Origin of the sequence: Sphingobacterium chuzhouense, assembly GCF_014692525.1 — a bacterium.
In the GTDB taxonomy this organism is placed as follows: domain Bacteria; phylum Bacteroidota; class Bacteroidia; order Sphingobacteriales; family Sphingobacteriaceae; genus Sphingobacterium; species Sphingobacterium chuzhouense.
The window spans coordinates 612953-637400 of sequence record NZ_JACNYL010000003.1 but is presented as its reverse complement, the minus strand read 5'-3'; the positions used below and the strand labels follow the sequence as shown (position 1 = coordinate 637400).

The window sequence follows — 24448 nt, the reverse complement described above, 5'->3', positions numbered from 1 at the left end:
AGAGTAATTTCTTATCCTTGCCTTGTTCATTAAAACAAAGGTAAAGATGAAAAGAATACGAAAACAAATTTTGGTAATAGCAGCTCTTGTTGGGCTCTGTGAACCACATGTCGCGATGGGCGATAAAAGTCGAGATAATGATTTTGCTCAAGAACAAACCTCGTTACAGCAGTTTGAAGGTTTTTATCGCTTCCCCAATAGGGTAGCCTATATTCAATTTGACGTAGTAAACAATCAGTTGCGAGCACGTCAAGTGTGGGATGGTCGACAATATGAGTTAAAGAAAACAGGAGAGTTAACCTTTGAATCTGTGGAAGAACAGTATAAGCTGGCTTTTGATGCTGCGCCGCCTGCTGGGGTAAAGATTCTGGATCGAGTTGATTTGACCAAAGTCGATTTCGATCCGGAGCAACGGAAATCAGTGCCGCCGTTATTAGCTAAGCTATATGCCGGAAGTTATCATCGTGAGGGGAACGAAAAGTTCGAAATTAAAGTTATTTCGGATGGTGGGAACCTTGTACTTATTCAGGGCTGGGATCGTAAACGTATCCAATTAGCATGCATCACTGATCAGGAATTTATAAATCAGGAAGCCGCCATGCCCGTCACGTTTTTTACAGAAAGTAACCAAAAAATTGTGATGCACTGTTTCGAAAGTGATCGTTGGATTAAAATGGAATAGCTATGAAGTTCGTTGTATTTGCATTCTTGCTGATCTCTATGCCGATGCTTATATTGGCACAATCTGTTTCCGACCCTCACTTTGTGGTGAGACTGGAAGATCCTCTTTATCCGGCGAAGGATGGTCCGTTGATTTTGTATGACCAGTATCATCATAATGCTTTTACGATAGGGGGTCAGTTTAAAGGATTTGCCGATGTGGTACAGGCCGAAGGGTATCAACTTCAGAACCATAACGCTTCTATCGACAGAAAAGTCTTATCTAAAGCGAAGATATTTGTAACGGTCAATGCGTTAAGTCATCCCTCGGACTGGGACCTTCCTAATGCATCTATTTTTAACGAAAATGAAACAGAAGCATTATACCGTTGGGTGCACGAAGAAGGAGGTGGCTTATTCATTATCACAGATCAGATGCCCGGTGCTGGTGCGGTCGGGCGTTTGGCGGAACGGTTTGGTTTTAATGTTATCAATGGTGTCACATACCATAAAGATGGACAAGCTGAGCTGTTTAACAGGAAGATAGGAAACTTACTTCCGTCTGCCGTTACTGACAGAGAAGGGCACACGGTTAACCAATTGCGGTGTTGGGGGGGAAGCGGTTTTATTCCTCCGGAAGAAGCAGAAGTTTTTTCAGTATTAGGCGATGCATATCGTATATACCTGCCTTCAAAGACCAAAGATATGGAGCGCGCTATCCAGCCCGATATCCCTTATATCTCGGGTAGAAATATTGCAAATGGAGCCTTACTAAAATGTGGCAATGGCCGAGTGTGTATCTTTGCTGATGCTTCCCCTTTTACTGCGCTGTTAAAAGGTATAAATAGTAAAAAGCAGGGAATGAACCATCCTGATGCCGGCGATCACGTGAAGCTATTACGAAATATTCTACGGTGGTTAAATCAGCAATAAATGTCGGAAAACAATTAAAGTATCCGTACGTTTAATAGAGATAAAACAAAGCTAGGATGAAAGCAGTATTTTTTTTCGATTTGTTTATAATGGTGTTTTTCTTTTCTTGCGTACAAAAAGGAGAGAAAAACGTGGGTGAAGAAGACTCTTTGTCGCTGCCGACAACGGTACAGCAGCCTGATCGTATGTGGTTGTCCAAGTGGACACCGCACGATATACCGGAAATTCAGCGCATGTATGGTAGTATAATCAGCTTGATAGACCAAAATAAACTCGATACGCTTTCTTTTGCTTACAATTGTAAAGAGGAGAAGAGGGGCAAAGTTACTTATTATGCCAAAGAGGACAAGCTTCTGGTTATTGAACATCAATACAACGAATACGATCATTATGAGGCAATAGACCGATATTATATACAAAATGACTCTGTTTATTTTGCGTTTTTTAAAGGCACTTACTGGTCTTTTGCATCCGGAGAAGGCGTAACAAAAGACGACATTAAGGAACGTAGAATTTACATTGTCAAAGGGAGCCCAATAAAATGTTTGGAAAAGAAATACAGTATACATTCGGATTCGTCGGAAAATACGGATAGCGATGCCATCACAAACATGGAAGTAGACTGTGTGTCAGCTAAATCAATAGACGTACCTTTTCAATTGTTGAAGAAGTATTATAAGCATCCGACTTCTGGTTGTTTGGAATAAGGAGGGAGCATTGGTTTTAAAAGAAAAACGAAGTCGGATTGATTTATGTCAATTCAAATCCGGACTTTTAGGGAAATTCGCAACATGCGCATATTTCGGGCCTAGGCTAATAAGTGCTTGTTTCCACAGGTCTTCGCCATCTTGTAGTAGGAGTAGGTCACTTGGGAATTTATTGTGTACTGCCCAGCTATTTTGCGCGATTTCGTCGTCCAGTTGTCCTGGCGTCCATCCGGCGTAGCCGAGGATAAATTTAATTTCATCGGGCTGAAGAAGATGATCATTAACCAGAAATCGTATCTGTTCGAAATCTCCACCAAAGTAAATACCGTCGACGAGTTCAACGCCTCCCTCAATCTTTTCTGGAACCTTATGAAGAAAAAATAACGCTTCTACACCCACCGGACCTCCAATATATAAAGGAAACCGTGGATTTTCTACATCCGGTATTACATCCGATAACAGCAGAGAGGAACGATTATTGACGATAACACCCATTGTTCCATCAATAGCGTCGTGTTCGCATAGTAAAATAACAGACCTTTCGAAATTGTTATCGAGCATAAACGGTTCGGAGAGTAATAAACTTCCCTTTTGAGGTGTGTGTATATTGAACATAACAAGAGTCTTCATCTAAAACCTGTTTCAATATAAGCCGTTTTTTCCAAAAAAGCAATTTTTTGCCTTTGCACCTTACGAATCCCGCTGCTTTTGATTAAGTTTGTGCTTGCATCAACAAACTTAACCCATGTCCATTATCCATAAAGATATTGCAGCTATACGGGAAGATTATTGTAAATATAAACTGGACGAAACCGATGTACTATCCAGTCCGATCGAACAGTTCCAACGTTGGTTTGACGCAGCCCGTCATGCGGAGGTAGTCGAACCGAATGCGATGGTATTATCCACGGTTGGGGAAGATGGTTTTCCTTCTTCGAGGGTCGTTCTGTTAAAAGATATAAAACCTTCTGGATTTAGTTTTTTTACCAACTATCATAGTAGGAAGGGACTAGCCATGGCAAAACAAAAGAAAGTCAGTCTTTTATTTTTTTGGCCTGAACTGCAAAGGCAAGTACGTATCGAGGGGTGGGCGGAGAAATTGCCTGCGGAAGATTCTGATGAATATTTTGCATCCCGCCCGAGGGGGAGCCGCATAGGAGCAATCGCTTCCCCGCAAAGCCAAGTCATTACCAACAGGGAAGTATTGGAAACACGTGTCGGAGAATTAACAGCGGAATACGCAGAACAAACAAATATCGAACGCCCTGCTTTCTGGGGAGGATATTTGGTGAGTCCGTTGCGAATAGAATTTTGGCAGGGTAGAAGTAGTCGTCTGCACGACCGTATCGAATATGTCTTCCAACAGGGAGACTGGATTATACAACGATTAGCGCCTTAGTACATGATAACCGAAATAAAAGATTTAATAACAACGCATATTGGTGAACAAGCTATTGTCCGTATAGAAGAGGAGCATTTACATCCCATTTTGGTCATAAATGATAGCGACCTAGTGAAAATCGCTTTTTTATTGCGTGATACTGAGGGATATTATTTCGATTTCTTGTCTAATATCTCTACCTTAGACTACTATCCTGACTATCGGTTTGCGGTGGTATACCACCTGTCGTCCATTCCTTATCAAACGCAATTGACATTGAAAGTGGAAATTGAGAATGACCGCCGACTTGATAATTTGCCCGAGATCCCCTCTGTTTCCGCTGTTTGGCGTACAGCCGATTGGCATGAGCGGGAAGCATTTGATTTGATGGGAATATTTTTTACAGAACATCCCGATTTAAGACGTATCCTGCTACCCGACGATTGGCAAGGATATCCGTTGCGTAAGGATTATGAAGATGCGGAAACATATCACGGAATAGCCATAAAATAGACGAAGATGACGCGTTATACCGAAGGATTGGAAAATTATAAAAAGAAGATTGCAGCGATAACGTCGCAGGAAATGGTGATTAACATGGGGCCTCAACACCCTTCTACACACGGGGTGCTCCGTTTGGAGCTCATTACCGATGGAGAGGTCGTTAAAGAGATCATCCCGCATCTGGGCTACCTTCATCGTTGCTTTGATAAGCATGCAGAATCAATGAATTATGGGAAAGCTATACCGTTTACCGATCGATTGGATTACTTGTCGTCCATGAACAATAGCCACGCTTTCGTGATGGGAGTGGAGCGTATGCTCAAGATAGAGGACAAGCTTCCTAAGCGTGTGGAATATATAAGAGTGTTGGTTTGCGAGCTTAACCGTATCGCTTCCCATTTAATTGCTATCGGTACTTATGGCATCGATATAGGAGCTTTTACACCTTTTATGTGGTGTTTCCGCGATAGGGAGCATATTATGAACATGTTGGAGTGGGCTTCGGGGTCGCGTATGCTGTATAATTATATTTGGATAGGTGGTTTATTTTACGATCTGCCTGTTGGATTTGAAGAACGTTGCCAGGAATTTGTAGATTATTTTAAACCTAAGTTGGTGGAATTAGATGATTTGCTATCTAATAACCAGATATTTATTTCGCGTACAGCGAATATCGGAGCTTTGCCTGCTGATGTAGCTATCAACTATGGATGCAGTGGACCGATGCTGCGTGCTTCGGGCATTAAGTGGGACTTGCGCCGGGTGGATGGCTACAGTGTTTACCCTGAGTTGGAGTTTGAAATTCCAATTGGAAAGGGAGATATGGGAACGCTTGGAGACTGCTGGGATCGTTATAAGGTGCGGGTAGACGAAGTTAAAGAATCTGTAAAAATTATAGAGCAATGTCTGCAAAGGCTTCGAGCAGATTTTAAAAGGACACCGGATTTCGATCCGCGGGGATTAGTTCCAAAAAAGGTAAACTTAAAAGCACAAGAATATTATGTTCGTGCAGAAAACCCCAAAGGAGAATTAGGTTTCCATTTCGTAACGCAAGAGAAAACAGATGTGCCGCGACGGGTGAAGGCTAGGGGACCTAGTTTTAATAATCTTTCAGTATTGCCCGAATTAGGTAAAGGGCAGCTTATAGCGGACTTAATCGCTATATTAGGGTCTATTGATATTGTATTGGGGGAGGTAGATAGATAGCATAATTCATAACTTAACATTTATAACTAAAACATGTCATCAATTCTCATAAAATCTGCACAAATTGTCAACGAAGGAAAGACCTTTTTGGGCGATGTCTATATCAGTAACGGACGGATCGAAATGATCGCTGAGGAAATTAATCACGCTGCCGATCAAACGATAGATGCGCAAGGATTAAATCTGTTACCAGGACTAATCGACGATCAAGTGCATTTTCGCGAACCAGGTTTGACCTATAAAGCAGATATCTGGCATGAAAGTCGTGCTGCGGTTGCAGGAGGCACCACCTCGTTTATGGAAATGCCAAATACGGTTCCGAATACGTTGACCCAAAAATTGTTGCAAGACAAATACGATATTGCTGCCGAAAAATCATTGGCAAACTATTCTTTTTTCATGGGAGCCGCAAATGACAATTTAGACGAGGTTTTAAAAACGAATCCACGTGATGTATGTGGTATCAAAATTTTTATGGGCTCGTCCACCGGTAATATGCTGGTAGACAATGAGGCGACATTGGAGAAGATTTTTGCCGAAGCACCGACATTGATAGCAGTACATTGTGAAGACGAAGAGACAGTACGGCGTAATCTTCAGGCTTTTAAGGAAAAATATGGCGAAGAAGGGCTTCAGCCTTTTATGCATCCGCTTATCCGGACAGCAGAGGCCTGTTATCTTTCTTCTTCCAAAGCGGTGGAACTTGCCAAAAAGCATGATACCCGACTTCATATATTGCATATTTCGACTGCGGCGGAAACTGCACTTTTTATTAATTCCATACCCTTAAAGGAGAAGAAAATTACGGCGGAAGCCTGTGTGCACCATCTTTGGTTCTCTGACGCAGATTATGCAGAAAAAGGAAACTTCATCAAATGGAACCCTGCAGTAAAAACCGCCGCGGATAGAGACGGTGTTTTTCAAGCATTGTTAGATGGCCATATCGATGTTATTGCTACAGATCATGCTCCCCATACGTTCGAAGAAAAATCGCAACCCTATGCTCAGGCACCATCTGGCGGCCCATTAGTGCAACATGCCCTCCAAGCGCTGTTGGATTTCGTTAAACAAGGCAAAATCACATTGGAACAAATGGTGCAAAAAACGGCGCACAATACCGCTGAACTGTTTCAAGTAGAAAGCAGAGGATTTATCAGAGAGGGCTACTGGGCAGATCTGGTTTTAGTAGATCTTAATCGGCCTTACACGGTTTCCAAAGATAATATCCTGTCCAAATGCGGATGGTCACCTTTTGAAAATCATACATTTTCGTCCACTATAGTCCACACGCTGGTCTCTGGAAATGTGGCTTATACAGATGGCAAGATTATTGAAGTAGGTACAGGGCATCGGTTATTGTTTAATCGATAGAAACATGGCCGATGTATAGTATAATACACAGACGATTATAACGTTATTTGGATGTTATGAAAAGAACCTTATTTCTTTTATGTATACTCACAAGCCTTCAATCTTGTAACCAAACCACAATTACGGGTGAATCAAATAGATATGCAGATGCGATGACGTTGGATACAGCCACGTATAATAGTTTACATAACACGTATAAAGAGGCCGCTTTAACGAATAGGCGCTTTAAGCATCAAGATATTGTAGACTTGGTGAAAAGACGTGAAGAGAAAGGTGTCTTGCAAGTAGCGGAGATAGGGAAATCAGTGGAAAGTCGAGCAATATATAAACTGCAATACGGTAATGGAGATAGAAAAGTGATGTTGTGGTCGCAGATGCATGGCGACGAACCGACAGCAACGATGGCTTTGTTTGATATTTTCAATTTTTTGGAAGGTAAAGACGACGGCTTTGATTCCATTCGAACCTGTCTAAAGGATAATTTAACAATTCATTTTATCCCCATGCTTAATCCCGACGGTGCAGAGCGTTATATACGAAGAAATGCACAATATATCGATTTAAATCGAGACGCACGTGCGAATCACACGGTAGAAGCGAAGATACTGCGACGAATGGCGGAAGAGATTAAACCCAATTTCGGTTTTAATCTACACGACCAGAGCATATATTATAATGTGCCTGAGACGAAAAATCCAGTAACTATAGCGATGCTAGCACCAGCTTATAATACAGAAAGGGAAATAAATGATGTTCGGAAAGGTGCGATGCAACTGATTGTGGGAATGAACGAGCTCCTGCAACAATATGTTCCAGATGCGGTGGCAAAGTATGATGACACACATTCACCACGAGGCTTCGGTGATAACTTTCAGGCATGGGGAGCTAGTACAGTGTTGATTGAATCGGGCGGCTTAAAAGGCGATCCCGAAAAACAGCAAATAAGAAGATTTAATTTTGCCATTATCTTTAACGCTTTACTGGAAATTGCGCAAGATTCATATAAAAAGTACGACTATAAAGCATATGATAAGATTCCTTTTAACGCGTCTCAGCTACATGATGTGGTTATCCGCCAAATCGATTTGGGAACGGATAGTGTGCCACTAAAAACCGATATCGCTATCCGCCGGGCAGAATTGACCGTGGAAAGGGATTACTGTGTAAGAGGATGGGTAGAAGATATAGGCGACTTAGAAGGTACGTACGGGTATGATGAGCTGGACGCTGGCGGATTGAAATTCATTCAGGGAAAAGTTTATCCGCAGGTTTTCAAAGAGGTTAATGATATTAGTAATAATAGAGCTTGGGAGTTATTGAAACAGGGGTATATTGCGGTTAGGGTAACGTCCAGGGGACAGGATCGTTTACATAATCTTCCGTTGGTTGTTTCTGCCCAAGGTGAGTTCGTACCGACATCTAAAATTGTATTGACAGGAACCAGTAATTTCTTTTTGGGGGATGGTACTACCTTGAAATATGCAGTGGTCAACGGATATCTTATCGATCTAAGTCGACCACCGCAGGAAAATTTTTATAAAAACTGGATTAATTAGCGGATGCCGATAATAGCTCACGGAAATTGCGTACACTCTGGGCAACATCACTTTGGTTGTTTTCCCAGTTGTATTCGTATTCAGCGGAAAGCATCCCGTCAAAGTTCTGTCTTTTTAATTCTTCGATGACTTCGTTGATAGGAAGCTTACCTATTCCCCAGTGTACATCGTGTGCCTTTTTATCACCAAAAGCATTCAGATCCTTAAAGTGTGAGTGTATAATCTTGCCCTCTAATTTCTTTAGGCATTCTACAGGGTCTAATCCCGAGCGCATCCAGTGGCCAACATCGGCGGCTGCACCCATCTTCGGACTTCTTCCTTCTAATGCTGACAAAACGACCTCAGGTTTCCAATAGGTTGTAGGTTCTGGGTGATTATGAATGGCAGCACGAATATCGTATTTTTCACACAACGCGGATACAATATCTAGATGCTCTTCTTTAGGCTCACAATTGATAACCTTGACGCCCATATCCTGGGCAAAGGCAAAAATCTGCTCCCACTCTTCCGCATCTTTGCCATTAACTACGCCAAAGGCATGTAGCGTGATATTACGGTCTGACAAGAGTTTGCGCACCAAATCCCGTCCTTCTTCCGAGAGAGTATAGGTTAACTTTTCCTCGTTTCCAGCACCGACAATTTGCCCCGGAAACGCTTCCACAAATCGTAAATCGGCGCTATCTATCTTATCCAATGCTTCGGCAAAGGTAAATAACCTAAAGGTGTATGCTTGTGCGCCTAATTTCCAGTTTAGATGTTCTTCGGGATAACCGATAGTATCCTGTAAGGTATCTTCAACTTGCGTATTTGATGATGTTGTTCCGGATGAACAAGATAAGAAGGCAATTCCCGCCAACAATATAAGCGAGGACAATGTGTTTATTTTCATGGGTTGTTTTATAAATTTAGTTCTCTTTCTCTTCTTATACGGTTGTTTTACCGTACATCTCTTCCCGTTGCGCTTTGACGACATCCGAATTGATGTATTCATCGTAAGACATTAATTTGTCAATTACACCGTTGGGCGTAAGTTCAATGATGCGGTTTGCTACTGTTTGCGTCAACTCATGGTCACGGGATGTAAATAACATCGAACCTCTAAAATCTAACAAGCCGTTGTTTAATGCCGTGATGGATTCCAAATCAAGGTGGTTTGTAGGCTCATCGAATAGAAGGAAATTGGCACCTTGAAGCATCATTTTTGAAAACATACAGCGCATTTTTTCTCCACCGGATAATACCGATACCTTTTTTAATACTTCTTCGCCGGAAAACAACATTTTTCCTAGAAATCCACGAATAAACTGTTCGTCCGCCTCTGGTTTTGATGTATAATTACGAAGCCAATCAACAAGATTCTCATCGCGACCCTCAAAATAATCGGCGTTTTCAATTGGCATATCGGTCGGTGTGATCGTAACTCCCCATTTGAACTCCCCACTAAAATCTTTGTCGCGACCTGCTAATATATCATAGAAAGCCGTAGTTACCAACGAGTTTTCAGACAATAGCGCGATTTTGTCGCCTTTATTGATCATGAAAGTAACATCTTTAAAGTAAACTTCACCGTTGACAGTTTTACTTAGCCCCTCTACATGCAATATTTGGTCGCCCGGTTCCCGATCCATTTGGTTGAACATAATAGCCGGATACTTCCGATTCGAAGGTTTGATTTCTTCAACATTGAGCTTCTCAAGAGCTTTTTTTCTGGAAGTCGCTTGTTTAGATTTCGAGGCGTTTGCCGAGAAGCGGCGGATAAACTCCTGCAATTCTTTAACTTTATCTTCCATCTTCTTGTTTTGGTCTGCACGTTGTTTCAATGCCAGTTGAGAAGATTCATACCAGAAACTATAGTTACCGGTGTAAATATTCATCTTACCAAAATCGATGTCAACGATATGCGTACAGACATGGTCTAAAAAGTGGCGGTCGTGCGATACAACCAAGACTATAGCCTCATATCCTGCCAAGAAATCTTCTAACCAAGCGATCGTATTGATGTCCAAATCGTTGGTTGGCTCATCGAGAATCAAGATGTCTGGGTTACCAAATAAGGCTTGCGCCAGAAGCACCCGTACTTTCTCATTACCATCCAGTTCCTTAACCAATTTATAATGAAGATCTTCTTTGATTCCTAAGTTGCTCAATAAGGTAGCCGCGTTGCTCTCTGCATTCCATCCATCCATTTCTGCAAAGAGACTTTCCAGTTCACCCGCACGTTCGCCATCCGCGTCTGTAAAGTCTTCTTTCATGTAAATGGCATCTTTCTCTTTCATCACCTTGTAAAGCTCCTGGTTGCCCATCATGACCGTCTCGAGAACTGTAAATTCATCAAATTCGTAGTGATTTTGCTTCAGTACGGACATACGCTCGCCCGGAGTAAAAGATACAGACCCCGTCGTAGGATCAACTTCTCCCGAGACAATTTTAAGGAATGTTGATTTTCCTGCACCATTGGCGCCTATGATTCCATAACAGTTTCCAGGTGTAAATTTCAAGTTTACATCTTCAAACAGTACACGCTTCCCAAAACGAAGCGATAAATTAGACACATTTATCATGTTGCAAAGATACGCTTTATTTATGGGATTTCTAATACATTGTGGACACAGGAAAAGTGGGAGCAACGTTAAAATAAGTAAAAGTATTTTTAAGCAATCGATTGTGTTTCAATAATGTTTGCATCTGCTGGACATTTTAGCGAAGTTTAAGTTAAATTATGTTATTAGGGGACTCCATCATAGTATTAGGGGAAGCACTAGGCATAAATGAATAATGACGTATTATGAACTTAAACACACAACAATTAAAAGGTATGCTATATGGCGCCATCCTCATCGGAATGACGTCTGCATGCAGCCAAAGCCAACAAGAACAGGTGCGGAAAACTCCATTCGAATTGGTTGATTTTAAAGAATTACCCGACCCCACGGCAGATACATTGTCCGATTGGTCTATGGTAGAAAATGGATTACACGCTTCTTTTGTGACGATTGATAAGCGCTTTCCGAAGTCAATAGCTCCGGACTTCGCGGTCGAGAAGCAAGCCTCCGTTACCGGATGGAGAGGAGAACGTGTCTCTGCTCAAATATTGCTATGGACAAATGCTGAATTACCTGGTGCACAAGTGGAAATATCAGGTTTTCGTACCGAAAACGGCGGCGAGTTGTCAGCAGATATTGCGTCTGCCCATTTTGTGCGCTATGTGATGACCGATGAGTTTGCCGATGGATGTGGACACCGTAAACCGGAAGATTTTGTGTCGTCTCTATCGCCTGATATGTTGGATAAACTTTCGTCTTTTGATCTTGAAGCAAAGAAGGTACGGCCTGTATGGGTAACCGTGCGTATTCCGGAAGACGCCAAACCGGGAAGCTATACAGCAAAGATACAGGTAAAAGCAGATGATAGCCCCACTCAGGAACTGGATTTATCATTGCAGGTTATCAATCAAGCCTTGCCAAAGGCTTCGGAATGGACCTATCATTTAGATTTATGGCAACATCCCTCTGCTGTAGCCCGTGTAGAAGAAGTGGAAATGTGGTCGGATGAACATTTTGAAGCATTGAAACCACAGATGCAGATGTTAGCGGATGTGGGGCAAAAAGTGATTACTGCTACACTTAATAAAGATCCTTGGAATGTGCAGACGTTCGATCCTTATGCGGACATGATTGTCTGGACGAAACAAAAGGACGGTTCCTGGAAGTATGATTATAGGGTATTTGATAAATGGGTGCAGTTTATGTTAGACCTTGGTATTAACAAAATGATCAATTGTTATTCGATTATCCCCTGGAATAACGAAATACACTATCAGGATGAAGCAAGTGGCGAGTTGGTCAATGTTGAGGCGAAAGCCGGTACACCTATATTTGAAGAATTATGGACCCCTTTCTTAGTTGATTTTGCCGAGCACCTGCGCGAAAAAGGTTGGCTAGAAAAAACCAATATCGCGATGGATGAACGTACGCGGGAAGAAGTAGACGGGGCATTGTCTTTATTACAGAAAGTGGTACCCGAATTGGGCATATCTTATGCCGATAATCAAAAAACCTATCAGCGTTACCCGAACAGCGATGATATTAGCATTGCTGCTAAACATCCGTTTTCAGAAGCGGATCTTAAAGACCGTCAATCGCGTGGATTGAACACGACATTTTATATCTACTGTGGAAATGCATTTCCGAATCAGTTCACATTCTCGGATCCTGCAGAATCAGCACTATTAGCGTGGTACACGGAAGCCTCACACTTTGACGGTATGTTACGCTGGTCGTTCAATTCCTGGGTAGAAAATCCTTTAACCGATTCACGTTTTCGTACCTGGCCGGCGGGCGACACCTATATGGTATATCCAAATGCTAGAAGCTCGATCCGTTACGAACGCCTATTGGAAGGGCTTCAAGACTATGCGAAGATTCAAGTCGTGAAACAAGCGCTGGAGAATAAAGGTGACCAAGTAAATTTAGACCGATTGGAAACTGCCATTCAGAAATTGAAGATTACAAAACGTAACGAGACCTGGAATCAAGACCTAAATGATGCGAAAGCATTGCTTAACGAGCTTTCGGTTCAATTGGTACAATAGGAATAAAAAAAATAACTTTGTTAAATTAGCGGGGATATTACTCTTACTAAGAGAATAAGATCCCCGTTATTCATATTACTTCACTGCTTCCCGGAATTTGATTAGTCGTAAATATGCGGGACATTTTTCTAAATCTCTTTTCCAAGCTTCCACTTCGATAAACTGTATCTTCAGGAAAGTGTCCACATCTACCACGACTTGTTCCTGTGAGATCTCCACACGTTCGGGAAAAGATTTTCCCAACAGTTCGCTTTTCAGTTCCTCTATTGTTATCATATAGACAAAAATAGAGATTTTTCACCAGTATAGACCCGCCGGAGGTAATCCTAATTTTAATAAGTGAAAAAACTTTATCAAAGGTGGATAGTCAAAAAAATGTGTAACTTTTTTAGGTGAAGTTTTGGTAAATAAAAAAAGTTTGTATCTTCGTGTACGTACACAAAAATAAAACAGACCTAAAAATGGCAAGACCGACGTTGTTTTATAATGCAAAAATAATCCTAAAAGATACCCTAACAGACGGTGGCGTACTGGTAGAAAACGGTAAAATTAAAGCTATTATTCCAACGAATCAGCTTTCATATCTCAATAAATATGAGGGGTATACATTGATTGATGTGAACCAGCAATATTTATCTCCCGGATTTATTGATATTCACATTCATGGTGGGGGAGGGTATGATTTTATGGACGGAACAGAGGAAGCCTTTATTCAAATTGCAAAAACGCATGCCCGATTTGGAACAACATCACTCGTGCCAACGACATTAACAACAACGACAGAGCGACTGGAGGAGACATTAAGAAGTTATGAAAGTGCAAAACAGAGTTTTAACGATGGCGCAAACCTATTAGGTATTCACTTAGAAGGCCCCTATTTTGCCATGAGTCAACGGGGCGCTCAAGACCCTAGATATATACGAAACCCCGATCCGGATGAATATAAAGCGTTGATAGCTAATTATAAAAGTATTGTTCGATGGAGCGCCGCTCCAGAACTTGAGGGCGCACTGGCATTTGGCGAATATCTGGTGGCAAATGATATTATTGCGGCCATTGCCCATACCGATGCAATCTACGAAGACGTTGAAAAAGCATATCAAGCCGGATATAAATTAATGACCCATTTTTATTCGGCCATGTCCGGAGTCACAAGACGTCACGCTTTTCGATATGCTGGCGTCGTTGAGGCCGGATATCTAATTGATGATTTTGATGTTGAACTTATTGCTGACGGTGTGCATCTTCCAAATCCACTACTGAAGCTGATTTATAAAATAAAAGGACCGGAGAAGATGGTGTTAATAACGGATGCTATGCGCGCCGCTGGAACTAATGATACAAAATCGATACTAGGGAGTTATGATGATGGGATAGAAGTGCTTGTGGAAGACGGCGTTGCAAAGCTTAAAGATAGAACTGCATTTGCAGGGAGCGTAGCAACGGCGGATAGATTAGTTCGGACAATGTTAGCGCTGGGGGATATTCCGTTGGTCGAAATCATTCGTATGATTACCCTGAATCCGGCGCGGGTAATGAAGGTAGAGCAGGAGAAAGGCTCAATCGATATCGGAAAAGATGCGGATATTGTTGTCTTCGATGATAATATTAATATTCAGTGTACTATGGTAAAAGGAAAAGTGGTATATGAACGGCAAATCGAATAAAATAATGAAATTAAATTATTTCTGAAAATATTTTCGGTTACGTACACAATTCTTTATTTTTATATAAATAACATGATAAACCATTAACATGAAAAACCTTACTAGAAGAGACTTTTTAGGTGCTAGTTCCTTGGCAATGTTGGGATTAGCCGCGAATCAAGCTTCCGCTTTTACGCTACCGATAACCTCTCAAAACGAGAAGCGCATAGGTATTATTGGGTTAGATACGTCCCATTCGGTAGCTTTTACGAAATCTATCAACCAGAACTCTGAACAGTATAGAGGGTATAAAGTAGTAGCTGCATACCCGTATGGTACGAAAACCATTCCATCGGCTACGGATCGCATACCGAAATTTACGGAGGATATCCAGACATATGGTGTGAAGATTACCAAGTCTATTAAGGAGTTATTGAAGCAGGTAGATTTTGTATTGCTGGAAACCAACGATGGACGCCTTCATTTAGAGCAGGCGGAAGAAGTATTTAAAGCCAACAAAGTACTTTTTATTGATAAGCCGTTAGCAGCTTCTTATGCCGATGCCCGGAAAATTTTTGAACTTTCCGAACAATATAAAATTCCATTTTTTTCGTCTTCCTCTCTTCGATATATCGATGGAATGCAGGATGTTATTGATGGTAAATACGGTAAGGTACTAGGGGCAGATGTGTATAGTCCGGCGGCGTTAGACCCGAGTCATCCAGATTTTTTCTGGTACGGTATTCACGGTGTGGAAATGCTTTTCGCCGCAATGGGTGCAGGATGTAAATCTGTATCGAGAACACATACAGAGGGTGCTGATGTAATTGTCGGCGTATGGGATGACAATCGTATCGGTGTAGTCCGTGGTACGCGACAAGGCAAAAGTGCTTACGGAGGCACTATTTATTGTGAGAAGGGAACAGTGCCATTGGGAGCATTTAATGGCTACAATCCATTATTGGAAAAAATCGTTGAATTTTTTGATACGAAGACCCCTCCTTTTGATAACAAGGAAACATTGGAAATTTGTGCATTTATTGAAGCGGCAGATGTTAGTAAATTCTCTAACGGTCGTTCGATTGACTTAAATCATGTTATAAAATAATATCAATTTGTTATGAACAATAATTCAAGAAGAGACTTCATAAAAAAGACATTGATTGCTTCGGCAGCAATTGGTGTAGGAGGTGTATTACCGGCATTTAGTGCTAAAAGCTATAACAATATCATAGGAGCGAATAATAAACTGCGCATATCTATGATGGGGGTTAATGCGAGGGGAAATGCGTTAGCACAAAATTTCGCTGCGCAACCCAATAGTGAGATTATCCACGTATGTGATGTGGACAGCCGTGCCATCGACAAATGTATAAAAGGACTGACAAAATATCAACAGGCAACAGCAACGGGTTTTGCAGATTTCAGAAAATCGTTGGAAAGTAAAGATGTGGATGTGTTGGTCGTTGCAGCACCGGATCATTGGCATGCACCAGCTGCTATCTTGGCCTCGCAGGCCGGAAAGCACGTGTATCTGGAAAAACCATGCGGGCATAATCCAAGGGAAGGTGAGCTACTGATCAATGCGGTAAATAAACATAAGAACGTTATCCAGATGGGAAACCAACGCAGGTCGTGGCCAAATGTGGTCAAGGGTATCCAAGAGGTACATAATGGTACAATAGGGAAAGTGTTTTATGCTAAAACTTGGTATGCGAATAACCGTCCGTCCATTGGTGTGGGTAAGAAGATAGCCGTACCGGAATGGCTTGACTTTGACCTGTGGCAGGGACCTGCCCCGCGAAGGGATTTTCAAGACAATCTGATCCATTATAATTGGCACTGGTTCTGGCATTGGGGTACGGGTGAGGCATTAAACAACGGTACGCACATGGTGGATCTGGCACGTTGGGGACTACAGGTGGATTATCCGACTCGGGTTAGTTCGAATGGGGGACGTTATGCCTATCAGGACGACTGGGAGACTCCAGACACCCAGGTGATCAGCATCGAGTTTGGTCCGGATAAATTAATTACATGGGAAGGAAGAAGTTGTAACGGCACGCCAACAGAAGGATCGAATGTGGGTGTGATGTTTTATGGGACAAATGGATCGTTACAGATTGACGGAGCCAACTCCTACAAAATATTTGATGTGAAGGGAAAACTTGTAAAAGAAGTAAAAGATAGTGGACCGATTAATACAGCGAGTTTAACAAGTCCCTCGCAGCAATTAGATGCTATTCATATACAGAATATGTTTTCGGCTATCAATAACGGTGGAAATCTAAATTCGGATATTATTAGTGGTCATCAAAGTACACTGTTGGTACAATTGGGCAATATCGCTTTGCGTTCTGGTAAGCAGCTGGAAATAGACCCATCTAATGGACATATACGCAATGATAAGAAAATCATGCAAGAATTTTGGTCAAGGGAATATGCCAAAGGCTGGGAACCCAAAATCTAAATAAGGGATGAGTGCAACAACGCTAAAAACGGTGGCGAGCCTGACCAAAAGGGAAACGACTATTTCCATTGGTATTATTGCCTTATTATTTTTTATTTTCGGTTTCTTATCATGGATTAACGCGATACTGATACCCTATTTTAAAATTGCTTGTGAACTGACGCATTTCCAGTCCTATCTGGTAGCATTCGCTTTTTACATCGCTTATTTTGTCATGTCGGTACCTTCCTCGTATCTATTAAAAGCTGTTGGATTCAAAAAGGGGATGATGGTGGGATTTCTCGCGTTGGCGACAGGGGCATTTATTTTTATCCCGGCTGCGATGACGCGTACATACGAGGTGTTTCTGGCCGGATTGTTTACCATCGGTGTTGGTCTAGCTATTCTACAAACTGCCGCGAATCCCTATATTACTATTTTGGGACCGAAGGAACGGGCTGCACAGCGTATCAGTATTATGGGCATCTGTAATAAATTTGCAGGGATTTTGGCGCCGATATTATTTGCCGCTGCTGTATTACGTCCAACAGACCAAGCTATGTTTGATAGTTTAGCAGATATGACAGATACTGATCGCGCAGCTGCTCTTGATGAATTGATTCGGCGTGTTATTGTACCGTATGCTGTTGTTGGTGTAGCTATGCTGTTGATCGGTATCGGTGTGCGGTATTCTCCACTTCCGGAGATTAATACAGACGAAGAAAGTGAAGAAGTTGCCGAAACAAATAGCAATAAAACCAGTATTTTCCAGTTCCCCCATCTCATTTTGGGTGCCGTGGCTATTTTTATCCATGTAGGCGCACAGGTGATATCGATCGACACCATTATCAATTATGCGGGATCTATGGGTATCTCGCTTGTGGAAGCAAAAGTATTCCCTTCATATACGCTGGCGATGGCGATTGTAGGTTATTTCCTGGGAATTGCCGTTACGCCAAGATTAATCAGTCAAACAACGCTATTACAGATTGTCACCGTATTGGGTGCTGTGCTTTCCTTGCTTATTGTTTACGCGAAAGGGGAAGTTACGTTTTTGGGACATACGGCTGATATATCTATTTGGTTCATTACCTTGCTTGGAATCTCTAATTCTTTGACATGGGCAGGTATCTGGCCATTAGCACTGGACGGCTTGGGGAGATTTACGAAAGTCGGTGCATCATTGATGATCATGGGACTGTGTGGTAACGCTATCTTACCTATGGTTTACGGTTATTTTGCTGATGGATATGGTTTACGCGAAGCGTATTGGGTATTACTTCCTTGCTACCTATATCTCGTCTATTATGCGGTTTATGGGCATAAAATTAGAAAGTGGAGTTTGTAAAATGAGAACATTAAGCTATTTTTCTTTACTCATAATCCTTCTTTGCGGAGTTGGATGTGCCGGTGAAAATCCTTCTAACCAAAAAAAAGAAGAGAAAGCCAAATTGACTGTTATCGATCCGCAGCATTTTCATGCGGCTTTAGTGCAGAAACATATTCATCCTGGTATCGATTCAGTCGTGCATTTATTTGCAGATTCCATTGCCACAGTGGAAGGATATAAACAACTGATCACGCAATATAATACGCGGGAGAGTGAGCCAACACAATGGAAGATTGTCGATTATTTTGGAGCGGACTTTTTGGAAAAAGCATTTGATCCAACAGCAGGGAATGTTGTAGTGCTGGCTGGGGATAATCAACGGAAGATAGACTATATCCAAAAATCCGTTCAGCAAAATCGAGACGTTTTTGCTGACAAGCCTTTGGTCATCGATGCTACAGGTTATCGTAAACTGGAGGCTTTGATGGAAGGTAATGGAGAGAAAGAACAGGTATTGGTTTACGATATGATGACAGAACGATATGATGTAAAAAACCAAATTGTCAAATCGCTGCTGAATAATAAAGATTTTTCGGGTGGATTATTAACGGCGGAGGATGATAAGGTGGCGATTCTATTCAAAAGTGTGCATCACTTTATCAAGGATGTTTCCGGTAAACCACTTTTACGTCCAGCATTGTTTTTTGATACGGAAAAGCAAGGCGAGGGGCTTGTCGATGTCACGACACACTATATCGATTTGGTACAATGGATGTTATCATCGGAAACGGTTATCGACGTCGATCAAGATGTGAAACTTACTAGTTCACAACGATGGAAAACTAGCCTGTCGAAGGAACAGTTTCAAAAGTCGACTGGCTTATCCGTCTTCCCATCTGTATTGCAAAAACATGTCGTTGACAATGACCATATCGATGTTTTTAGCAATGGAAGAATGGAGTATACCTTTAAAGGGGTGCCGGTTTCCATTGATGTGAGATGGCACGCAGAGTCGTTGGATGGGAGAGGAGATCAGTTTTATGCACACTTTCTTACTAATCGGTTGAAAATAGAGATTAAGCCTGATGAAGAGGGTAAAACAGCTGTTTTTATCACACCGAATGATGATATTCCTAATTTCGAAACGCAGTTGAAGGATGCGTTAAGCAATATCGGTAACCTGACAGGTCTAACAGCAGAGAAAGTATCAGGCGGCTATAAAATCATCATCCCGGAAAATCTCTATCTAAGCCATGAAGACCATTTTGCAAAGGTGTTGGACGGATTCTTACAATATCGGAAGGACGGTGTTTTACCTGCATGGGAAAAATCGTTTATACTAGCGAAGTACTATTTGACCACCAAGGCACTTGAGGAGGCTAAGACGATAGAGGATGAAGGGATTTAGGGTTTATATTTAAAGCATAGAGCAACATAGAAAAAATACGTTAAATGAAACTCCCGAGAACAAATAATTCTCGGGAGTTTCATTTAGGGAGTAAAAATACTTTAGATTTTATTTTGTTGTTTAGTTTTTAGTGTTTACATTTGATTAACGTGCTTCGGTTACGTAACCGAAGCGTTTCAAATGACATAAACTAAAAACAATTTAAAACTTAAAAAGTCTTCTACATTTGCAAACAGTTATTTAACTGTGAGAATTTGATATAGGGATTATAATATCATGAAAAAATGGCGGTTACGTAACCGTAATTAAATTTCCTCTTAGATGTTAGACTATGATGCCTCTTAAAAACTATTTATCGACATTCTTCCTCTTTCTATGTGTATTTGTTATGAATACTGGGGCTTCGTCAGTGGATCAATATTCATTTGCTTTCAGGTCCAGTGTTGTGTACGGCTCTCAGACAAATGACCTTACAATTTATATGTCTACTGATTTTAACGGAGGAAGCACGATAGAAGATATTAGCCAATCCAACTGGAAAGATATTACTGCCATGGCAACATTAAGTTCGGGAAGTCCTTTTGTAGGCTCAGGTAATTTAGACTTTACCCCATTTGTCGAACAAGGAAAGGCATTATTTATCGCGTTTAAATATAGTGCGCCAGCGACACCTAAACCTACACAGCGGATGTGGAGAATACAAAGTATGGCATTTAAACATAACCGTATGCCCGTAAATCTCTCGGACTGGTTGTTCATCAATCATAAAGATAACGATGAGAATGTGGGGTGGGAAAACAACAGCAAAGGGATACAGTATCGTTCCAGAATGACAAAGAAAAAAACGGAGAGCTGGGCGGTTGTACAGATACTGCTTCCCGATACGAAGCCCATCATCTCTGGCAGAACCGTATCATTCGAACCGCCTGCCAAGTCCGCGGATAAGGCATATGTTGATAAAAACAAATCTAGCAGCGATGCCGGTGTAACACAAGAATATTTAAAAAAGATAATGTATGACAGTTATCTTAAGAATGGACCTAACCCAGGGGTCATGCAACAATTGGGAAATATGGAAGTGCTTGAGAAAACAAAACAAGATGGTTATGAGCGCTGGCATGTTAAGTATAAGGTGGATACGGATGAATTTTCTTATGCTTATATCCTACTCCCATTGAATATTCCGGCGGGAGCTAAACTTCCTTTAATGTTATGCCCTCATCCAACCTATATCTTCGGTAAAAATAGGGTAGTCAATTTATATGATGAGCCTATAAAAGACAGAACAGACTCCTTGAAGAGATTATCTGGACATTACGGTTTGGATTTGGTGCAACGGGGGTTCGTCGTTTTTGCACCTGATAGAGCAGGTTATGGCGAACGCAGACTATTGTCCAATAAAGGCTTTAAAGAAAATATGGCCGCTTTTTCCGGGAAGATGCGTGAAAGATATCCTAAATTCGGACTAAACGGGAAAGCTGTCTGGGATCTACAGGTCGGTCTTAATCTCATGCTTACCTATGATTTTGTAGATCAAGAGCATGTGGGGATAATAGGTCATTCGCTCGGTGCCTGGGATGCTATCCTGCTATCTGCATTGGATGACAGGGTAAAGGCAGCAGTGATTAATTCCGGAGGTATGGTCGCCTATTTGCCGGAGCTATGGTCTGACGACCAGACAGCTTTGCGTGTTTATTTGGATTCTCCCTCGAAACAGTCGTTGACAAAAAATGTCAATATTATGCTGATGCTGAATGCATCCCGATCCGTTTTCTATCTTTTTTCATTGAGAGATCCGTTTTACAAAGGTCAACCACAGTTGATCGAAGGCTATACAACGATTTACGACTATTATAAAACGAACAACCCTAAAAAACAAGCCGATATTTCTTATTTACTACATAAAGATGGACATACATTCTACCCGACAGCGAAAGCCGCTGCATACACTTGGCTGGAGGAACGGTTAATGACGAAATAATATGAAAGATAGTATCATGAAGCAAGTTTATTTAGCAAGTTTATTCCTATCAATTCTTTTGCCTGTTACATTATTTGCACAAGAGAAAGTGTTGGTATTTGGGGAAACGTTGATCCAATCGACCGCGTTGAGAAAAGATTTAACGGAAAAGAATCTCCAGATGCAGCCTATAACGGCCAACAGCTTATCAGATATTTCCGTCGACCAAGGACGATTGCTACTCATCGCGGGAGATACGCAATGTCCGGCACAAAGCCGACAGGCCATCAGTAATTATTTAACGAAGGGTGGAAACCTTGTCGTTATCGGGGAGGCAGCCTTTGATTATACGCCTAAACCAATAAAGCCGGTGGTTGCGGTTGATTTTGGCAACAGCAACAATTACCAAATCATAGAACCGCCAAGGAAACCTAGATTGGCTTCGATGGAGAAACCGGCAATCCAAACGGTGAATCTTCCGAACAGTATGGGAAAAGGACTGGAATTCTCTACCAAGGAAAAGGGCATGCGTGATGTGTACGCCCAATTTTCTATTGCTGCCCAATCAGCTGCATCAAGATCCGTATTAGCTTTTAAAGCGAAAGGCAATCACTATATGGATTTATTATCGCTACAGATTAAGGATCGCGATAATAAAAAGTGGATCACATTCGTGCCGCTCACCTTGGACTGGGAAGAGTACACAGTTTCGCTAGCGGATTTTATACCAGAAGGCTGGAATGCGTCCGAGGAAATGTATCCCCTGCTTGATCCTAATCGTGTAGACTCCCTTGCGATGGGTGCTAATTTAATGACGGTCTGGAGAGAAAAAGCAATGACCTTTGCTATTGGAGATGTATCGCTATGCGAAAATGAAACAGGTATTTATGCCCCTACTTCGGCGCTTCTACCATTGACCTTACCTTTTCAAGAAAATGACATTACGTTCCCCAAATGGATCATAGATCCCTTTTTCCAATCTATACCTCAAGAGGGGCTTTTAAAGGTGGTCTCAACGAAAGGCTCACCTTTTGGAAATTTAGAACGACAGGACATAAAGGGGAGCCATATTTTGGCAAATACGTTAGCCGAATTTCCTGGATCATTGAATGGAACCGATACGAAAAAAGATTACGACCACCGCTCGGATAGAGAAAAGCGTATAATTCCGCTTTTGACAACTGAGGATGGCAGAACGGTAGCACATCTGGATATACACGCCGGGGGCATCTATGGCAATGCTTCGATTGCAGCCTTTGGCATCCAACCCACGCAGCTAGTCAACCAATCCGATCTGCGAGGTATGTTAGTGAATGTAGCCCACTTTATCCTAAACACACCCCGTGTATTGAAAATCGCCATCAACACGACTACGCAAAAGAACAAGGAGAGTGTTGTACCCAAATTTATCATTACGCTTCAAAACCCTACCGCGGAGGTGATAAAAGGAAAACTTTCTTTGAATATAGCGGGCACACTCCAAAAGAAGGTAGATGTAGAGATTGCACCGAGAAAAACACTCGAACGGATTATACAATTTGGGGAGGTTCCGGCAGACTTTTCGTTTAAGCAATTTGATTGGACGATAGCGCTGGAGACACCGAATTCCCATGACCACATACAAGAGACAGTGGATATAGAACGTTCGATGTTGGAAGCATTTATACATTTGGTCAAGATTCAGAAAAAATATCCCGATGGTCGGTATAGCCATCATTATTTTGGCGATGCGTACGGTGTTCGGGCGATGTTTGCATATCTAGATTTTCTGGACAGAAATCCCCAGCACTTTGCAAAAAATAGCGACCTATGGCAAAAGATATCTCCCGCAGACATCAGGGAAAGTGCGATACGTTTCTGCGACATGTTGGTAGAACGTCAACTGCCAAATGGTGCATTGCCTATGGGATATTCTGAACATGCGAGTGGCTACAACGTAGCAGATGGTGGACAGATGGCTTTGGCTTTATTCCAGCTGTCTCGCTATGTGAAAAATGAAACGAAGAGAAAGGCATATCTGGATGTCTGCTATCGTTTTCTTGATTGGGCAGAGACATTCTATATTGATGAAGCCAAATCCGACTCTTTAAAAGTGAGTAGGCCAAAGGACTATGCAAAGGGAAATGCTGCTGCCGGACTTTATGGACTCGGACAAGCCGGGCGTAGCCGCCAAGAAACAGGACCCTCGTGGGTTCTTGCCGATATCCTAGCGGCACAAACTTATGCGGCCTATATCGACAGTGGTCCCAACAACGAGATATACCGGAAAATTGCGGATCGGAATATTAAATTCTATGCAAATGCCAAATATTCTGCTGCCGGATATTATCAGGCAGAGGCCCTGTTTTGGGCTTGGCTGACAACTGACGACAAAGCGATTAAAAAGGTTATCCTGGAAAATTTGGACGCATCCTTTTTGCCACCGCTATACCGTGGCAAGTTGAACGACATGTATGATCTGGGATCACGTTCCACGCTACGGGCGCTACCTTTACTTTATTACCAGCAGTTTATGAGTAATACGGCGAGTAATCGTGCCGTCTTGCTGAAGTATATATGGAGCTTCGGTGCAAACACATCGATGTCTTCAATGCGAAATCTTTCGCAGACGTTTCCCAAACCTGTACATGGCGAATCCCTTGCTGCAGCTAAATATGCGGCATTGAGCGCCCTATGGTCAATGGAGTTGTTAGAGCCCGGGGCCACGTTATTTCAAGAAGTCAAATAAATTGTAAACGATAAATTA

General features: G+C 41.9%; 20 protein-coding genes. 16 read left to right on the top strand and 4 right to left on the bottom strand.

Annotated features, from left to right (window positions below; all coding sequences use genetic code 11):
• Positions 1 to 46: 46 nt before the first annotated feature.
• The 3 genes from H8B21_RS14740 to H8B21_RS14730 are packed head-to-tail and all read left to right on the top strand — an operon-like array spanning position 47 to position 2300.
• A complete protein-coding gene (locus tag H8B21_RS14740) occupies positions 47 to 682 on the top strand; it encodes a hypothetical protein (protein ID WP_190314518.1) in 636 nt (211 codons plus the stop codon).
• A 2-nt stretch (positions 683 to 684) separates the two neighbouring features.
• The gene (locus H8B21_RS14735) at positions 685 to 1593 is read left to right on the top strand and encodes a hypothetical protein (protein ID WP_190314517.1); all 909 of its coding nucleotides are present in this window, start codon (positions 685 to 687) and stop codon (positions 1591 to 1593) included.
• Positions 1594 to 1649: 56 nt separating this feature from the next.
• Positions 1650 to 2300 carry a hypothetical protein gene (locus H8B21_RS14730; protein WP_190314516.1) on the top strand — a complete coding sequence of 217 codons (651 nt, stop codon included), beginning with the start codon at positions 1650 to 1652 and terminating at the stop codon, positions 2298 to 2300.
• A 48-nt stretch (positions 2301 to 2348) separates the two neighbouring features.
• On the opposite strand, the gene H8B21_RS14725 is transcribed toward H8B21_RS14730, so the two are convergent.
• Entirely contained in the window at positions 2349 to 2930 is a 582-nt protein-coding gene (locus H8B21_RS14725) for a YqgE/AlgH family protein (protein WP_223815051.1), read from the bottom strand.
• Positions 2931 to 3045: 115 nt separating this feature from the next.
• Here H8B21_RS14725 and pdxH point away from each other — a divergent pair, with 115 nt between their 5' ends.
• From pdxH to H8B21_RS14700, 5 genes are read left to right on the top strand one after another with little or no spacing between them, the layout of a single operon-like run.
• Positions 3046 to 3699, top strand: coding sequence for a pyridoxamine 5'-phosphate oxidase (gene pdxH, locus H8B21_RS14720; protein WP_190314515.1), 654 nt, complete (start codon positions 3046 to 3048; stop codon positions 3697 to 3699).
• Between the two features lie 3 nt (positions 3700 to 3702).
• Positions 3703 to 4194 (top strand): NADH-quinone oxidoreductase subunit C, encoded by a 492-nt coding sequence (locus tag H8B21_RS14715; protein ID WP_190314514.1) that lies wholly within the window; start codon positions 3703 to 3705, stop codon positions 4192 to 4194.
• Positions 4195 to 4200: 6 nt separating this feature from the next.
• Positions 4201 to 5391, top strand: coding sequence for an NADH-quinone oxidoreductase subunit D (locus tag H8B21_RS14710; protein WP_190314513.1), 1191 nt, complete (start codon positions 4201 to 4203; stop codon positions 5389 to 5391).
• 33 nt (positions 5392 to 5424) lie between these two features.
• A complete protein-coding gene (locus H8B21_RS14705; protein WP_190314512.1) occupies positions 5425 to 6762 on the top strand; it encodes a dihydroorotase in 1338 nt (445 codons plus the stop codon).
• A 56-nt stretch (positions 6763 to 6818) separates the two neighbouring features.
• Positions 6819 to 8318: a M14 family zinc carboxypeptidase gene (locus H8B21_RS14700; protein WP_190314511.1), complete on the top strand. Its 1500-nt coding sequence runs from the start codon at positions 6819 to 6821 to the stop codon at positions 8316 to 8318.
• Here H8B21_RS14700 and H8B21_RS14695 read toward each other — a convergent pair.
• Together H8B21_RS14695 and H8B21_RS14690 are read right to left on the bottom strand one after the other, a co-directional pair.
• Complete coding sequence (locus tag H8B21_RS14695; RefSeq protein ID WP_190314510.1) at positions 8311 to 9207, bottom strand: sugar phosphate isomerase/epimerase family protein; 897 nt, start codon at positions 9205 to 9207, stop codon at positions 8311 to 8313. The two genes, H8B21_RS14700 and H8B21_RS14695, sit on opposite strands and share 8 nt — an antisense overlap.
• Before the next feature lie 34 nt (positions 9208 to 9241).
• Complete coding sequence (locus H8B21_RS14690) at positions 9242 to 10879, bottom strand: ABC-F family ATP-binding cassette domain-containing protein (protein ID WP_190314509.1); 1638 nt, start codon at positions 10877 to 10879, stop codon at positions 9242 to 9244.
• A gap of 224 nt (positions 10880 to 11103) precedes the next feature.
• Here H8B21_RS14690 and H8B21_RS14685 point away from each other — a divergent pair, with 224 nt between their 5' ends.
• Positions 11104 to 12909, top strand: coding sequence for a DUF4091 domain-containing protein (locus H8B21_RS14685; protein WP_223815050.1), 1806 nt, complete (start codon positions 11104 to 11106; stop codon positions 12907 to 12909).
• Between the two features lie 75 nt (positions 12910 to 12984).
• Here H8B21_RS14685 and H8B21_RS14680 read toward each other — a convergent pair whose 3' ends face one another.
• Positions 12985 to 13185 carry a DUF6965 family protein gene (locus H8B21_RS14680; protein WP_190314508.1) on the bottom strand — a complete coding sequence of 67 codons (201 nt, stop codon included), beginning with the start codon at positions 13183 to 13185 and terminating at the stop codon, positions 12985 to 12987.
• Between the two features lie 185 nt (positions 13186 to 13370).
• On the opposite strand from H8B21_RS14680, the gene nagA reads away from it, so the two are divergent.
• The 7 genes from nagA to H8B21_RS14645 all read left to right on the top strand — a co-directional run bounded on the left by nagA (position 13371) and on the right by H8B21_RS14645 (position 24430).
• Positions 13371 to 14576: an N-acetylglucosamine-6-phosphate deacetylase gene (gene nagA, locus H8B21_RS14675; protein ID WP_190314507.1), complete on the top strand. Its 1206-nt coding sequence runs from the start codon at positions 13371 to 13373 to the stop codon at positions 14574 to 14576.
• An 88-nt stretch (positions 14577 to 14664) separates the two neighbouring features.
• A complete protein-coding gene (locus H8B21_RS14670; RefSeq protein WP_190314506.1) occupies positions 14665 to 15663 on the top strand; it encodes a Gfo/Idh/MocA family protein in 999 nt (332 codons plus the stop codon).
• A gap of 12 nt (positions 15664 to 15675) precedes the next feature.
• Complete coding sequence (locus H8B21_RS14665; RefSeq protein ID WP_190314505.1) at positions 15676 to 17025, top strand: Gfo/Idh/MocA family oxidoreductase; 1350 nt, start codon at positions 15676 to 15678, stop codon at positions 17023 to 17025.
• Between the two features lie 7 nt (positions 17026 to 17032).
• Positions 17033 to 18352 (top strand): sugar MFS transporter, encoded by a 1320-nt coding sequence (locus H8B21_RS14660; protein WP_190314504.1) that lies wholly within the window; start codon positions 17033 to 17035, stop codon positions 18350 to 18352.
• Between the two features lies 1 nt (position 18353).
• Positions 18354 to 19742 (top strand): putative oxidoreductase C-terminal domain-containing protein, encoded by a 1389-nt coding sequence (locus H8B21_RS14655; protein WP_190314503.1) that lies wholly within the window; start codon positions 18354 to 18356, stop codon positions 19740 to 19742.
• 331 nt (positions 19743 to 20073) lie between these two features.
• Positions 20074 to 21723: a DUF5017 domain-containing protein gene (locus H8B21_RS14650; RefSeq protein WP_190314502.1), complete on the top strand. Its 1650-nt coding sequence runs from the start codon at positions 20074 to 20076 to the stop codon at positions 21721 to 21723.
• 1 nt (position 21724) lies between these two features.
• Positions 21725 to 24430, top strand: coding sequence for a hypothetical protein (locus H8B21_RS14645; RefSeq protein WP_223815049.1), 2706 nt, complete (start codon positions 21725 to 21727; stop codon positions 24428 to 24430).
• Positions 24431 to 24448: the final 18 nt, after the last annotated feature.